Origin of the sequence: Sinosporangium album, assembly GCF_900100605.1 — a bacterium.
Lineage (GTDB): Bacteria > Actinomycetota > Actinomycetes > Streptosporangiales > Streptosporangiaceae > Sinosporangium > Sinosporangium album.
In genome coordinates, this window is sequence record NZ_FNCN01000018.1 from 1 (window position 1) to 14,511 (window position 14,511).

Genomic DNA, 14,511 nt, shown 5'->3' on the forward strand with positions numbered 1-14,511 from the left:
TGGTGTCCCATTCACGTGGCCGGTAGCCGTTGCGGTGGTTGACGCGGTCGTCGCTGCGCTCGCCGTAGCCGGCGCCGCACAGGGTGTCGGCCTCGGCCGACATCAACGCGTCGGCCATGGTCTTCACCATGGATCGCAACATGTCGGGGTCGCCGGTCTCGATCTGCTTCGCCAGCCAGGCGGCAGGGTTCACACTGTTGTTCGCGGCCATCGCCTGTTCTCCTTCGATCATGGTTTCAGCAACCTGAAGGATCACGCGATGGCCGTGTTCATTTCACGGTCGCCACGCTTGTGGCCAGGTCAAACTCGTACACCACTTCCGTGGACGCAACCGCAAGGCCTCTTATCAGTGGTTGCAGGTCGCGGGCTCGGCCGCCGGCGTGGCGTCGGCGGCGCGGGACTGCGAGGCCAGGCCGATGACCCCGCCGGCGGTGATGAGCGCCGCCGCGATCGTGAGGACGGCTCCGGCCGCGCCGAAGCGGATGCCGTCACCGAGCAGCGTCAGTCCGATGGCCCCGGCGATGACGGGGTTGATGACACTGATCATGGCCAACGGGGCGGCCAGGCCGGTGCCGCGGTAGGAGAGCTGGCCGAGGACCTGGCCGAGCGCGGACAACCCCACGATGACGCCGCCGGCCAGCAGCCACATGCCCTCGAACGCGCGCTCGGCGGCATCGGCCATGAAGTCCTTGGTCAGGATGGACGCCACGCCGAACGCGCTTCCCGCGGCCGCCGCGAGCAGAAGGCCGCGGGAGATCGGCGCGGTGGCGTGCCGCGCGGTGAGCACCAGCGTGGCGACCACGGCGATCACGCCCGCGGCCAGCCACAGCGCCGACGAGTCGGACAGGGCCGTCGTGCCGCCGGTGCTGAGCACGAGCAAGCCGGTCAGGCCAATGACGGTGAGCCATGCCTGGCCCCACGCCGCGCGCGTGATGCGGCCCCGGCCCCGCACCGCGGCGATCGGCAGGGCGAAGACGAGCGTGAGCGTGCCCAGCGCCTGCACCAGGCCGATGGGCCCGAACGGCAGCGCCGCCACGTGCAGCCCGGCCCCGGCGCCGGAGAACAGCAATGGAACGATCCAACCACGCGCCCCACGCCCCGCCCCGGCGTAGTGCTCCTGGGCCACCGCGCCCCCGGCGTACCCGGTCGCGGACAGTACGGACAGCACGACCAGCCACGTCAAGTCAGTCACCGCAGGCCTCGCCTCGCCGCGGCCCCGCGGACCCGGGCTTCCGCCCGTGGGCCGTCCAAGGACAGAGGGAAGGCCCGGAGCGGCCCGACGGGGACGAACGCCGAGGTGAAGGCCGCCGGGTTCGCTGAGTGGTGTGCAGGGTACGCACCGCGTCGGCGGCGGGCCGATCGGCGGCGGTGCGGGCCTTGTGTGGTGGGGGCATCCGAGGGATTCCTCTGTATCGGCTGGTGGGAGAAAGCATGGCCAGGGGGGTGGCTTTCACGGGTGCGGCCGGACAGCCGGGCCGGCGCGGCCCCGGTAATGCGGCTGGGTCGGGAGATGGGCGGTCGGCGGGCGAACGGTCAGTCGCGGTCCGGTCGCGGTTCGGCGACCGCGCGCAGGAACGCCTCGGCGAACACCGCGCACGTCTCCTCCACACCGGGCAGCTCCATGCCGGGGGCGCACGTGGCGGCCGGGCGGAGCAGGAAGTGCACCAGGACCGGGGTGACCATCTGCTGCATCAGCAGCGGCAGCGGCACGTCGCGGAGGCGGCCTGCGGCCACCTCGGAGGCCAGCCACCGTCCCAACCCGGTCAGCATGCGCGGGCAGAAGTGTTGCAGCAGGGCCCGCAGGACCGGGTCGGTGGGGCGGGCCAGCGCCTCGGCGAACATCGCCGGCGCCACCCTCGGCTCGCGGCTGAGCGCCTCGGCCATCAGGCAGTAGATCCTGGTGACCGTCTCACCCATGTCGGGGGGCGAAGCGGCGACCACCGCCTCAACGTCCAGAATCGGGAAGTAGCGCTCGAAGATCGCGCGCAGCAGCGCGTCCCGGCAGCCGAAGGCCGCGTACAGGCTGTGCACCGAGCACTGCGCGGCGGTGGCGACCGCCTCCAGGGTGGCCGCGGCCAGCCCGTGCTCGCTGATCAGCCGGGCTCCGGCCGCGACCGCCCGGTCGTGTACCGGCCGCTGCCCCCCGGGGTCCACCCCGGCCGCGCGCACCGCCTCGTCCAGAGCGCGGCGGGAGCCCCCCAGGCGGCGCACCAGCGTGCTGCGCGAGATCCCGGCCTCGTGCGCGATCGCCAGCATCGGCACGTCGGCCACGTCCTTGCCCAGCCGGTCGGCGACCCGCAGCGCCGCCTCCACCAGTTCGGCGGCGCGTTCCGGTCCGGGGCCGCCAAGCACACCACAGAATTCATCAACCTCTGACACACCAATAAATGTAGTTCGTAATCGTGAATCAGAGCAATCGACCCCCACCACTCCCACCACCCACGCCGCTTGCAGCGCTCACACCCGTCACCGAAATGCGGACGCGGTCGCCGCCCCCGCCATCCGGTACGGCGCCACGCCTCCTCGGGGATCGGCTCGGTCGCGACCACGCGCGACCACAGCGGCAGCAGGCGCCGGCGCTGCCCGGCCAGCAGCCCGGCCAGCAGCCCGGTGTAGGCCTCGGCGGCCCGCACGACCGTGTGCGCCCGTACCCGGCCGCGGTCGGTGAGCACCTCGCCGGGCCGCAGCTCGCTCGCCCGGGTGCCCGCCGCGATGCGTGCACCGTGCCGTTCGGCCGCCGCCGCGAGACCGGCGGCCAGCTTCGCGGGGTGGAGCGCGGCGCAGTGTGCGGCGGCGAGCAGGCCGGGGACGGAGAGGCGGGGGATCGGATCGGGCTCTTCGCCGCCGAGCTGCTTTGCCGTACCCGCGTATCACGGAGGCGATGCCGGAGGGGAGTTCGGCCGAGCACCAGCTTGAGCTGCTCCAGCCGGCCGACCCCGTCCGGCGTCCGCCGAACCGGCTCTCGCCGCCCTCGTCGACCTGCTCCCAGAAGGCCCCTGACGCGTTCCGGTCGCGGGGTCGTTCCCCGCGACCGGAACGGTATCGATCAGGCGGAGTAGGTGCAGATCAGAGCGCCGCTGACCCCCTGGCCGACGCTAACGACGGGGTGGGGGCGGAAGTAGGCGCACACGCTGTGCGGGGATGCCGATCCCGCGTAGGTGAGGCCGTTTTGCGTCCTGTAGCACCGCACGCTGCCGTATTCGTAGAAGCCGATGGTGGCCTGCGGGCTGAGGTGTGCCATGCAGTACTCGCCGAGGGACAGCGGACTGTAGACGATGTCGACATTGGCGGCGGCGTGGGCGGCGGCGTGGGCGGGGGAGGTGGCGGCGAGCGCGCCGGCGCAGGCGAGGGCTGCGGCGGCGGTGAGGACGCGGCGAAGCATGGGAGCCTCCGGAGGCAGCGAAGGGGATGTCGGCGGGATGCACCGAGGTGGACGGTTCCGGCGGCTCAGCGGTGCGCCGCCGGCGATCGCTGGTGCTCCTCGCAGTATTAAATAGGAAACCTTCCTATGCAATGCCGTTCCGAGGCTTTTCCCGGACCGCCACTCCCCAGGCGAAACCCCTAGTCAATACGTCGAAGCCCGAACGGACGACGAAGGGGCACGTGGGGCGATTACGTATGGACCGAGAGCTTCACCAGGATGATCCCGGGATCAATAGGACTTCGCCGAGCGCCGCGAGGAGAACTACCGCGAGCTGCGCAAGCCACTGGACCCGCAGGTCTTCGTCGAGGAGCTGCGCGAGCAGATGACCACCGAACTGGGCCTGCTGAACGACAGGATGCCGAAGATGGGCTGGCTGGACATCGCCGAGCGGAAGTCCGGGGCGATCCGGCTGACCCCGGCCGAGGCTCAGCCCGAGCCGCAGAACCTGCGCAGGATCAAGGGTGAGGTACAGCGCCGGTGGGGCGTCGTGCCGCTCATCGACATGCTCAAAGAGGCCGTTCTGCGCACGGGCTGCCTGGATGCGCTTCAGGACATCCTCGGCGAACCGGAGTGGGCCCGGCTTCTCACGTCCGCCGACCGGCGCGGCCTGACCCCGCTGTTCTGGTCGCATGTGCGTCCGTACGGGGAGGTGAACCTCGATATGGGCGCCCGCCTGGACCTTGCCGCGGTTGCCGCGCCAGGCCCTCGGGCACCGGCGGACGTCGACGAGCACCGGTCGGCCGAGCGCACGTGAGCCGAGCAGCATGGTGTCTGGTCCGAGAATCGGACCGGAAGCGAACAACAGGCAAGCGGTACGACCACGGTCCGATCCGAAAGTGTGGTCCATGCTCCGACGACGCGGTACGTGCGGCGGCAGCATCGTTGCCCCATGACCGTCACGACTGCGTCAATCGTTGCTCCTCCCCCTGTCTTTCCGGGACGCTGGGTGGGCGGCGCCTCCCTCGTCCTCGGCCCCTTGCTGCTGCTCACCGGCATGCTGCTGCGCCTGCGCTTCGACTTCTTCTTCCCTGCGCAGCTGAGCGCGTACGGGCACCATCCGGACCTCATGACGGCCGCATACAGCTTTGTGTCCGCCGGGTGGGTGCTGCTCTGGCCGGGAGTTGGGCTTCTCGCCGCCAGGATCGGCGAGAGGTTCCGGGAACTCGCTCTGTGGGGCGGCGCACTCACGGTCCTCGGCCTCTTCGCCCGCGCGTTTCACGCCGGTGTGGACCACCTGGCCTTCCAGCTGGTGGCCGTCCAGGGGGCGGCATCGGCGACGCGAACGGTGAGCGAGACCTACGACGCGTTCCACATCTTCAGCACACTGAACGCAGCCATCATGGGCGGCTGGCTCCTGCTGGCCATCGGCGCCTACCGCTCCCGAGTGCTAGGACCGCTGCGTGCGGCGGCCCTGGCTTTGGCATCGGCGATGCCGCTGGGGGTGCTCAAGGGAACGGCCCCTCTATCGGTCGCCGCCGCTGCGGGACTGTGCGTCGCGCTCGTTCCCTTGGGCGTGGCCGCATTGTGCAACGGGAGGACCCCACGGGCGGCCACGGTCGCCGGAAGGCTTCTCCTGTTGGTTGCCGTGGGTATCGCGATGTTTCTCTTCGGGCAGGCTGGATGAGCGGCCATCGGTATCGTCGAGCGATGCACAGAATGAGGCGGCGCCTGCGGAGCGGCGCGCATCTGCTGGCGATCGACGCCTGCGTGGCGGCCGTCGTGACAGCCGGTTACGTGGCACTGGCCGACGAGGGTGCCTCAGACGGTCTGCCTCGGTTCTCCGGTCCGTGGTGGCTGGGCTGGCTGGTGGCCGTCTGTGTGGGAGTGCCGCTGGCCGTTCGGCGCCTGTGGCCCCTGCCGGCCCTGGCCGTAGTTGTGGGTGCTTCGGCGACGGCGACACTGCTCGACATCACTCGTGACCCTTACATCTCTGCGGCCCTGGCCGTCTACGCGGTGGCGCTCATCGAGCCGACACGCCGGGCTTCGGCGGCGCTCGCCCTGACCATGGTTGTCTCGGCAGCCGCGGTCATCACTGGTGAAGCGGTCCTGACGCCCTCCGGTCCGTGGACGGAAGCCGCCGGCACTGCCGCCCTCGTCTGGCTGATCATCGGGGCCGCGTGGGTCGCAGGCCGTGTCGTGCGAGAACGGAGATCCCGAGCGGCCCGAAGGGACCGTCGCCTTGCGGAGGAGGCATTGACCGAAGAACGCCTGCGCATCGCCAGAGAACTGCACGACATCGTCTCGCACAGCCTCAGCGTGATCGTCGTCAAGGCAGCGGTAGCCAACCATGTGGCCGAGGCACGCCCCCAGGAGACGCGCGATGCCGTCCAGACGATCGAGCAGACCGGCCGGGAGGCGCTCACCGAGATGCGCCGTGCCCTGGGAGTGCTGCGCGGCGACACTGCTGGACGGCGCACGCGAGAGCCAGGCTCGGCGGAGACGGCTCCCCCTCCCGGGCTGGACGACCTGCCGGCCCTCATCCAGCGTGCCGAGCGGGCGGGAGTCCGTACCGAACTCCGTACCCGACTGGCCATCAGCCTCCCAGCGGGGACGGCGCTGGCCGTCTACCGGATCGTGCAGGAGGCGCTGACGAACGTGGTCAAGCACGCAGGCCACGGAACACATTGCCAGGTGACGATCACAGTCGACTCGCGAGGAGATGCGCACATAGAAGTGGCAGATGACGGTGCCGGGAACGCGGCCGCGTCCGACCGGGCGGAACTCAGGGGTGGTCACGGACTCGTGGGGATGCGCGAACGCGTGATGGTGTATGGCGGGACGTTGGCCGCCGGGCCACGGCCCGGCGGCGGGTTCGCTGTGTCGGCTCGTCTCCCGCCCGAACCCGCTCACGGCATGACTCAGAGCCGGAAGGAGAGGACCGCGTGACCGAACCGATCCGGGTACTTGTCGCCGATGACCAGTCCCTGCTCCGAGGCAGCTTCCGGGTGCTCATCGACACCGCTCCCGGGCTGACAGCGGTGGGCGAGGCCAGCACCGGGGCCGAAGCTGTCGAGGGTGCACAGCGGCTCTGCCCGGACGTGGTGCTGATGGACATCAGGATGCCCGGCATGGACGGCATCGAAGCGACACGGCACATAGCCGGATCCCCCGAAACAGCCAGGACACGCGTTCTCATCCTCACCACCTTCGACCTCGACGAGTACGTGTACGGCGCGTTGCGTGCCGGGGCAGCGGGATTCCTCCTCAAGGACACATCTCCCGAGGTGCTGCTGGCAGGCATCCGCACTGTCGCCGTCGGAGAGTCCCTTCTCGCCCCTTCTGTGACCCGACGCCTGATCGCCGAGTTCGCCCGTCTTCCCCATGCGCACCATGCGCCGGGCTCCTCGCTTGAGGACCTCACGGAGCGCGAGCGTGAGGTCCTGCTGCTCGTGGCACGTGGCCTCTCCAACGCCGACATCTCCGAATACCTCCACCTCAGCAACGGCACCGTCAAGACCTACATCGGTCGGCTGCTGAGCAAGCTGCGCGCACGGGACCGCGCGCAGCTGGTGATCAGCGCCTACGAGTCAGGGCTCGTCAGCGCCGCTCATCAATCGACCGATTGATGAGCAAGATCGATAAGCAGCGATGCGCGGCCGGATCATCAGGCGGAGTAGGTTCAGATCCGGTCGGCTCGCGGCGGCGCCGTCCCCGGCCGGCCGGGGACGGCGACCTGGGGTCAGGGGGCCTTCTTCCCGGCGAACGCCTCGCCCAGGGCCTTGGTGCGGGTCGCGAGCGTGGTGCGCAGAGAGGTGGCCTCCTTCTGGGCTTCGGCGGCGTCGGCGCGCTGGTTCGACTGGTACGACGCGAGCGCCTGCTCCAGGAGGGTGTCCGCCTTGCCGGTGACCAGAAGGTCCTGGTAGAGCCTCTGGTACTGCTCCTGGTAGATCGCCGTGAAGGCGGGCGTCTTGAGGAAGCGCTCCTTCAGCGCATGCCCCATCCGCATGCCGCCTCCGGCACGCTCCCGGGCCTGGCCCTGGCCCTGGGGCTGGGGCTGGGGCTGGTTCTGACCTTGGGTCTGCCCCTGCCGGCCTTGCTCTCCTTGCTGTCCTTGCTGGCCTTGGCCCTGCCCTCCCGGTCGCTGCGGGCGGTCGCCTCCGGCCTGGCCGCCCGGGCCGCCCCTGCCGATGGTGTCGTCCGGTCCCGCGGTCGCGTCACCGCCGAAGGCGAGGTTGAGGTCCCAGGTGATCACTTTGAACCTCTTGGCGCCCAGGTCGTACCACAGGTAGTAGTTGCGCCCCGGCCCCGCCATGTCGTCGAAGTTCAGCAGCATGTTCTGCAGCGCGAGATAGCGGGCGAAGGACTCCACATCCAGTCTGGACGCCAGACCGGAGGCGAACTCCGCGTCCGAGGACTGCTCCACCCACTTGACCAGGTCGATCACCGGTTGAAGGTCCTGCTCGCCCTTGCGGTTGATCTGCTTGAAGTCGGTGGTGTACTGGGTCTGGTCCTCGCCCTTGTAGGAGAAGGTGGAGGAGGCCAACGACTTGTACAGCACACCGTCGCCGAGCCGTTCGGCGTAACCCTCGTCGAGATACTCCACCAGCAGGCGCGGCGCCGAAGGCCGGCCGTTGACGCTGAAGGAACTGTAGGCATAGCCCTGGGACGGCTCGCCGGAGGCGTCGACCATGGAGATCGCCAGTGACTCCTTGAGCAGCGTCGCGGAGCCCATGGTGACCGGGCGCACGGCGATCTGGCTGTGGCCCTGGTAGCGGCGGCCCTCCACGAACTCGTCGAAGCTGATCAGCCAGGGCAGGTTCTCGGGCTCCTCGGCCTTCAGCGGCGTACGGCCGGCCCCGCCGAACCCGGCGCCGGGGCCACCTCCTTGGCCGCCCCCGGGGCGCGCGGTGTTCTGCTGCTGGGGCGGGGTCTGGCCCTGCTGCGCGCCCTCCGGAGGCCGGGCCCCCTCAGGCGGTTGGAACCCCTCGGGAGCCCCCTCGGGAGCCCCTTCGGGACGCTGTCCGCCGCCGGGCCCGCCAAGGCCGCCGCGGCCCTGCGTGCGCGCCTGGCCCTTCCAGGTCAGCCCCATCAGCGTGGAGTTGCCCTTGAGCCTGATGCCCACGCTCGGGATCGTGGTGCCGTCGATGACGAGGTCGGCCTCGACGTAGTTCTTCTCGCCGCTCTTGAAGTACTCGGCCAGCATGTCCTCGTACGACGCGTCCGTGAAAGTGATCTTCACCTCGTGGGCGGCGGAGGCGCCGAACAGGTCCTTGCCGCCGGCCAGGTCGGTGACGACCGTCTCGCCGGAGGCGGCGCGGACACCGGTGACGTACGGGCGGATCGTGCCGCTGCCGAACACCCCCGCGCAGACCGCGAGGAACACTCCGCACGCGGCGACCACTTTCCAGTTCTGCCGGAGTGAGACCGGGATGCGATGCTTCAGGCGTGCCATGGCCGGTCAGAGGTCGGTCTGGTCGTATCCGGTCAGGACCGTGACCGACTGGCCGTGATTGCGCTCGCGCAGCGCGGCGATCACGTCCGCCGGCTCGCGCCCCTTCTTGATCTTCACGGTGTACATCAGCTCCAGCAGCGCGCCCGCCCGGATGGACTCCATGCTCACCAGCTCGAACTCGTCGGTGTGCCGTACCAGCACGTCCTGGATGGCGTGGGTGTAGTCCTCGTCCGAGGGCACCTGCACCTTGACCACCTGGCGGCGCACATTGAGCTGGAACCAGTTGAAGCGGTGCATGATCATGATGATCAGCGAGATGGCCACGGCCGCGACCACGGCCAGCACGTAGAACCGGGTGCCGACGGCCATGCCGATGCCCATCACCAGGAAGACGAACCCGACGTCGCGGGTCTCCTTGATGGCGTTGCGGAAGCGGACCACCGACAGCGCCCCGACCAGGGCGAACGCGCGGGCGATGTTCGAGCCGACCACGAGCATGATCAGCGAGATGAGCATGCCCAGGATGACCAGGGTCTGCACATACGACTGGCTGTAGGAGACGTTGCGGTGTGTCGCCCGGTAGACCCAGCCGATCATCGCGCTCAACACGAACGACAGCGCCATGGCGATGGCGATGTCCGCCACGCTGAACGTGCCGGACAGGTCCTGGAAGGAGAAGTCCATGGGGGTCAGGCCTCCGTGCGGGCCGACGACCGGTCACGGCCGAGGGCGTGGTCATCGGAAAGGTCGGAAAGGTCGGAAATGTGGAAGATCGAGCGGGGCGCCAGTCCGTAGGCCTCCACGCTCTGGCAGTACTTGGACACCCGCACCACCTGCAGGTTCCTGGCCGCGGCCAGGTCGGTGAACCAGTACGGCACACGCTCGTTGGCCTTCACCTCCATGATCGCCTTGCGGGCCGGGACGATCAGCCGGTTCTCGGCGTCGGCGCTCAGGTGGAAATCGCGGTCGCGCCCCCGGACGCGCCGGTCGAAGGTGACGCGCAGGCCGGCATCGGCGTCGCGCCCCACATAGGCGTGGCGGGTGTAGCCGGTCATCGCCGTACTGTGAAGTTCCAGCCGCGACACCAGGTCGAGGACCTCCTCCAGGAAGCCCCGCTGGCCCGGCTCGTATTCGACCATCTGGCGCCCGTCGCACAGGCGCAGCGCGTCGGCGTAGGGCAGCCGCACCCGGCGCTTCTGGGTGACCCGGTTGACGCGCTGCTTGATCTCGACGAAGACCGGAGTCTCACCGGTGGCGGCGAACCGGTCACCGTAGTGGCGGATGCGGAGCTTGCGGCGGAACTTCAGACCCTCGATCTTCTCCCAGTAGAAGCGCAGCCGGCGGGTGTCGTAGTAGACGCTCCAGATCTTGTAGCCCTCGTCCGGGCAGTACCGGTCGCGCTCCATCCGCCGTTCCATCTCCTCGCGCAGCTCGTCGACCTGCCCGACGTCGATCAGGTATTTGATCTCGTAGCGGTTGAAGGCGTGCAGCTTGCTCGGAGCGCGCAGCCGGTGACCGGCATCACCGTCCAGCGGCGGCGACGCCGCCGAGGTCTCGGCGCTCCGCGATTCGACGGGCCGCCTGCGGAGTCTTCTCAGCATGTCCCTCCTTCCGTGGCCTTTCGTGACTGCGCACATCTGACAGCAGGAACCTGGGAGTTGTGTGTGAGCTTCTCCCGACTCAGGGGGACCACCGAGATACGGCGGAAACCAGCCATAGCGATCTTGGTCCGATGAGAGTCGCCTATCTGGGCGGCCGAATCTGCACTGTGCAACACAGTGACTTGTTCGCGGCGATGCCCGGTGCCTGGTACACCCGGATGGTGAACGATGCCCGATCTCGCCGGCGATGCGTGGGCGGAAGGACGCCCGGCCGCTCAGCAGGCCCAGTATGAGGGCCGGTGGCGGGTATGAGGCTCGGATTCGGGCGCTTGGTATGCCAGTTGACCACCGCGACCGGCCCTCGCCGACACCCTAGCCACGCCGACGGCAGATCCAGCGCCTCCCACGCGGGGTTCTCCGGCCCGACATACCAGCTCCGCCGACGTCGACCCCTTCGGGGCCGGCGTCGAACACAATGTGACCGACGTCGCCGGAAGCACAGCAGGCGCTGAACAGGGAGAGGGACCTGATGTTGAACACCACCACCGCCCAGGAGTTGCGGGAGGCGATGGTCGACCGGATCGCCGCGAACCGGCAGGCCCTCGGCCTGAGGCTGCCGGAAGAGGTGGCGCATGCGCTGCGGACCGTACCCCGGCATCTGTTCACCGGTGACGTCCCGCTGGAGGAAACCTACGGAGACGGCGCGATCGTCACCGTGCGCGGCGAGGACGGACTGAACCTCAGCTCGGTGTCGGCGGCGTGGCTGCAGGCCGCGATGCTCTGCCAGGCCGCCCTGAGGCCCGGCGAGCACATCCTGGAAATCGGCAGCGGCGGCTACAACGCGGCCCTCATCGCTGAGCTGGTCGGGCCGCGCGGCTCGGTGACCACCGTCGACATCGACCCTGCCGTCACCCAGCGCGCCCGCACCTGCCTGGACAAGGCCGGATACACCGATGTCGAGGTCGTCTGCGCCGACGCCGAATTCGAGCTCGAACCGGGCCGCACCTTCGACGCCATCATCGTGACGGTCGGCGTACCCGACATATCACCGGCGTGGTGGTCCCAGCTCGCCGCCGGTGGACGCCTGATCGTCCCGCTCCGCACCCTGGGCCTGACCCGCTCCTGGCTGCTTGGGCGCGATGGCGGAACGCTGGTCTCCGGCGACCACTTCCCCTGCGGGTTCGTGCCCCTGCGGGGCGCGGGCGCCCGGCAGGGCCTGAGCATCCCGCTACGTGATGACCCGTCGGTGAGCCTGTGGCTGGGCGAGGACGCCTCCGCCGGCCAAGCCGACAAGGTGCGGGATCTGACGGGAGTCCTGGATCTGCCACGCGCCAGCGCGCGGTCGGGTGTCACCTTCAGCTCGGGAGAGTCCGCCTCCGGCCAGGACATGTGGCTGGCCACGACCGTGCCCGGGTTCTGCCAGGTCATCGCCGACCAAGAGGCGATCGACACCGACATCGTGCGCCTGACCTGGAGGTGGGGAAGCCCCGCCCGCGTCGACGCGGCGACACTGGCCTACAGGGGCACGCCGCGGCTCGCAGCCGACGGCCGGCACGAGTTCGTGACCTACGCCCACGGACCCGACGCCGAGGCCGCCGCCGCATTCCTCGCCGAACAGATCGGCGCCTGGGACCGCGCGGGCCGACCCAAGCCCCGCCTGCGCGTCTACCCGGCCGCGACCCCCGACGGCGAGCTGGCGGAGGGGTTCCGGCTGGACAAATGGCGCAGCCGCCTCGTCATCGACTTCCCGGCGGACATCGCCGGGTAAGCACCCCACCCCCGACAACCGAAAGGACCGTCGATGAACGACATCGAAGACCCCGAAGGTTCCGCCGCATCTCGGTGAACCCCGAATCGGAGGTGAACAGCCCGCGGCTCAGTCGCCCGGGGACCGCTCGCAGGGCAGCAGGACCTGAAAGGTGGTCCCCCGGCCGGGAGCGCTCGCCACCTCGATCCGGCCCCGGTGCGCCTCGACCAGGGCGGCGGCGATGGCCAGCCCCAGGCCCGTGCCGCCGTGGGCGCGCGAGCGGCTGGGATCGGCCCGGTAGAAGCGGTCGAAGATGTACGGCAGATGCCCGGCGTCGATTCCCTCGCCCTCGTCGCGGACCTCCACCACGGCCGCCACCGCCCCGCCCGCCACCTGCCCGCCCGGCGACTGCCCGTCCGGCACGGCCTCGCCCGTGGCGGGCCGATGCGCGACACGCACATGAACCGGTGTCCCGCGATCGGTGTGCGTGATGGCGTTGCCGACCAGGTTGGCCATCACCTGGTGCAGCCGGTGCTCGTCGCCGAGCACGAGCACCGCCTCGGCCGGAACCTCCAGCGTGATCGGCCGCCCGGAGTCGCGGGCACGCGCGGCGTGCACCACGTCGCCCGCCAGCACACGCAGGTCGACCGTGCTGCGCTCCAGCATCGGCTCCTCGTCCAGCCGGGCCAGCAGCAGCATGTCCTCCACGAGCACGCCCATGCGTCCGGCCTCGTTCTCGATCCGGCGAAGCAGCCGCTCGGCCAGCGGATCCCGGGCCTCCTGCCCGTGGTGGTACAGCTCGGCGAAGCCCCGGATCGAGGTCAGCGGGGTGCGCAGCTCGTGGGAGGCGTCGGCCACGAAGTGCCGTAGCCGCCGTTCCGACTGCTCCCGGGCGCGCAAGGCCGCGGCCAGGCGCTCCAGCATCATGTTCAGCGCCTGCCCGAGCCGCCCGGTCTCGGTGCGCGGGTCGGCGTCGGCGACCCGGCGGTCGATGTCGCCGGCCGCGATGGCCTCGGCCGTACGCTCCATCCTGGTGAGCGGGCGGAGCCCCAGCCGCACGACCGCCCAGGCCAGCGCGCCGAGCAGCGTCAGCACCACCGCGCCGACCGCCACCTCGATGACCAGCAGCTGCCGCACGGTCGCCTGGTTGGACTCCAGCGACATCGACACCGCCACCCGTTCACCGCTGGGCAGGCTCTCCAGCAGCACCCGCCATTCCCGCTCGCCCGTACGGCCGGCCACCGTGAACGGCCGGCGCGACACCGTGGAGACGGCCTCGGCGGTGAGGTCCGGCCCATCGGGGGAGCCGGTGGGCAGCCGGCGCGCCAAGGACCCGGTGGGGGAGTAGAAGGCCACCTGGAACTGGCTCGGCAGCTCCAGGTTCCCCGGTGGCCTGGCCGGCGCGGCGGGCGGCGGACGCAGGCCGATGGTCCTGGCGAAGTCGCGAAGCTGGGTGTCCACCCGTTTCAGCAGCGACCGCTCCAGCACCAGCACGCCGGACACGGCGAAGACCGCCAGCCCCAGCGCGGACAGGCCCAGCAGAGCCGCCAGCAGCCGCAGCCGCAGCGGCCGGGGGCGGCCGGTCCGCATCACGACGGCAGGGACAGGCGGTAGCCGACACCGCGCACGGTGTGGATCAGCGGCCGGCCCTCGGTGTCGATCTTGCGCCGGAGGTAGCTGATGTAGGACTCGACGATCCGGCTGTCGCTCCCGAAGCCGTGGTCCCACACCCGCTCCAGGATCTGCGTCTTGCTGACCACGCACTCGGCGTTGATCATCAGATAGCGCAGCAGGGCGAACTCCGTCGGGGACAGGTGGATCGGCCGCCCCGCCCGCCGTACGGCGTGGGCCTGCTCGTCCAGTTCCAGGTCCGCGTACCGCACCACCCCGTCATCGCCGGCCTGCTCCTCCGGCGGCCGGGTGCGCCGCAGGATCGCCCGCAGCCGCAGCACCACCTCCTCCAGGCTGAAGGGCTTGGTGACGTAGTCATCGCCCCCGGCCGTGAGGCCGGCGATCCGGTCGCCCACCGCGTCCTTGGCGGTCAGGAACAGCACCGGCGGGTTGCCGGGTGCGTCGCGCAGCCTGCGCACCACCGAGAATCCGTCGATGTCGGGCAGCATCACGTCCAGCACGACGATGTCGGGCCGCGCCCGCTCGATCTCCTTCAGCGCCGTGCGTCCGCACGAGGTGGTCCGCACGCTGAAGCCGCTCAGGCTCAGCGCCTCCGACAGCAGGTCGCGGATGCTCGGCTCGTCGTCGACGACCAGCACGGTCGAGGGGAGGGATTCGTCCATGTCAGGGTTATAGGGGGCCCGGCATAAGCCCAGCCTCAGAGAACGCCGCACGG

The 14,511-nt window shown here is 70.3% G+C and carries 14 protein-coding genes and 1 pseudogene; 5 read left to right on the forward strand and 10 right to left on the reverse strand.

Features of this window, described 5'->3' with window-relative positions; translation table 11 throughout:
• From BLQ73_RS18770 to BLQ73_RS18790, 5 genes and pseudogenes are all read right to left on the reverse strand, one after another.
• Positions 1–211, reverse strand: a 211-nt coding sequence (locus BLQ73_RS18770; RefSeq protein WP_218125922.1) for a transposase, incomplete at its 3' end; no start/stop codon positions are given.
• A 135-nt stretch (positions 212–346) separates the two neighbouring features.
• Entirely contained in the window at positions 347–1,192 is an 846-nt protein-coding gene (locus BLQ73_RS18775) for a DMT family transporter (protein WP_143020326.1), read from the reverse strand.
• 341 nt (positions 1,193–1,533) lie between these two features.
• Positions 1,534–2,379: a TetR/AcrR family transcriptional regulator gene (locus BLQ73_RS18780; RefSeq protein WP_338056634.1), complete on the reverse strand. Its 846-nt coding sequence runs from the start codon at positions 2,377–2,379 to the stop codon at positions 1,534–1,536.
• Positions 2,380–2,501: 122 nt separating this feature from the next.
• Positions 2,502–2,825: pseudogene (locus BLQ73_RS35035) on the reverse strand (FAD-dependent oxidoreductase); the annotation flags it as partial.
• 221 nt (positions 2,826–3,046) lie between these two features.
• Entirely contained in the window at positions 3,047–3,382 is a 336-nt protein-coding gene (locus tag BLQ73_RS18790; protein WP_093171787.1) for a hypothetical protein, read from the reverse strand.
• A gap of 364 nt (positions 3,383–3,746) precedes the next feature.
• On the opposite strand from BLQ73_RS18790, the gene BLQ73_RS33475 reads away from it, so the two are divergent.
• The 4 genes from BLQ73_RS33475 (at position 3,747) to BLQ73_RS18810 (ending at position 6,990) form a co-directional block, all read left to right on the forward strand.
• The gene (locus tag BLQ73_RS33475) at positions 3,747–4,178 is read left to right on the forward strand and encodes a hypothetical protein (protein ID WP_218125923.1); all 432 of its coding nucleotides are present in this window, start codon (positions 3,747–3,749) and stop codon (positions 4,176–4,178) included.
• Between the two features lie 135 nt (positions 4,179–4,313).
• A complete protein-coding gene (locus tag BLQ73_RS18800; protein ID WP_093171788.1) occupies positions 4,314–5,048 on the forward strand; it encodes a hypothetical protein in 735 nt (244 codons plus the stop codon).
• Between the two features lie 23 nt (positions 5,049–5,071).
• Entirely contained in the window at positions 5,072–6,310 is a 1,239-nt protein-coding gene (locus BLQ73_RS18805; RefSeq protein WP_093171789.1) for a sensor histidine kinase, read from the forward strand.
• Positions 6,307–6,990 (forward strand): response regulator, encoded by a 684-nt coding sequence (locus BLQ73_RS18810; RefSeq protein WP_093171790.1) that lies wholly within the window; start codon positions 6,307–6,309, stop codon positions 6,988–6,990. The genes BLQ73_RS18805 and BLQ73_RS18810 overlap by 4 nt, the downstream gene beginning before the upstream one ends.
• A 113-nt stretch (positions 6,991–7,103) precedes the next feature.
• Here BLQ73_RS18810 and BLQ73_RS18815 read toward each other — a convergent pair whose 3' ends face one another.
• From BLQ73_RS18815 to BLQ73_RS18825, 3 genes are read right to left on the reverse strand one after another with little or no spacing between them, the layout of a single operon-like run.
• Positions 7,104–8,816 (reverse strand): CotH kinase family protein, encoded by a 1,713-nt coding sequence (locus BLQ73_RS18815; protein ID WP_093171791.1) that lies wholly within the window; start codon positions 8,814–8,816, stop codon positions 7,104–7,106.
• Positions 8,817–8,822: 6 nt separating this feature from the next.
• A complete protein-coding gene (locus tag BLQ73_RS18820; protein WP_093171792.1) occupies positions 8,823–9,500 on the reverse strand; it encodes a DUF4956 domain-containing protein in 678 nt (225 codons plus the stop codon).
• Between the two features lie 5 nt (positions 9,501–9,505).
• Positions 9,506–10,417, reverse strand: coding sequence for a polyphosphate polymerase domain-containing protein (locus BLQ73_RS18825; protein ID WP_093171793.1), 912 nt, complete (start codon positions 10,415–10,417; stop codon positions 9,506–9,508).
• Between the two features lie 529 nt (positions 10,418–10,946).
• On the opposite strand from BLQ73_RS18825, the gene fxlM reads away from it, so the two are divergent.
• Complete coding sequence (gene fxlM, locus BLQ73_RS18830) at positions 10,947–12,185, forward strand: methyltransferase, FxLD system (protein ID WP_093171794.1); 1,239 nt, start codon at positions 10,947–10,949, stop codon at positions 12,183–12,185.
• Between the two features lie 108 nt (positions 12,186–12,293).
• On the opposite strand, the gene BLQ73_RS18835 is transcribed toward fxlM, so the two are convergent.
• Both BLQ73_RS18835 and BLQ73_RS18840 read right to left on the reverse strand, forming a co-directional pair.
• Positions 12,294–13,754, reverse strand: a complete 1,461-nt coding sequence (locus BLQ73_RS18835) for a sensor histidine kinase (RefSeq protein ID WP_093171795.1) — start codon at positions 13,752–13,754, stop codon at positions 12,294–12,296.
• On the reverse strand, positions 13,754–14,458 hold the full coding sequence (locus tag BLQ73_RS18840; protein WP_093171796.1) for a response regulator transcription factor: 705 nt from the start codon (positions 14,456–14,458) through the stop codon (positions 13,754–13,756). Before BLQ73_RS18840 ends, BLQ73_RS18835 begins: the two co-directional genes overlap by 1 nt.
• Between the last annotated feature and the right edge of the window lie 53 nt (positions 14,459–14,511).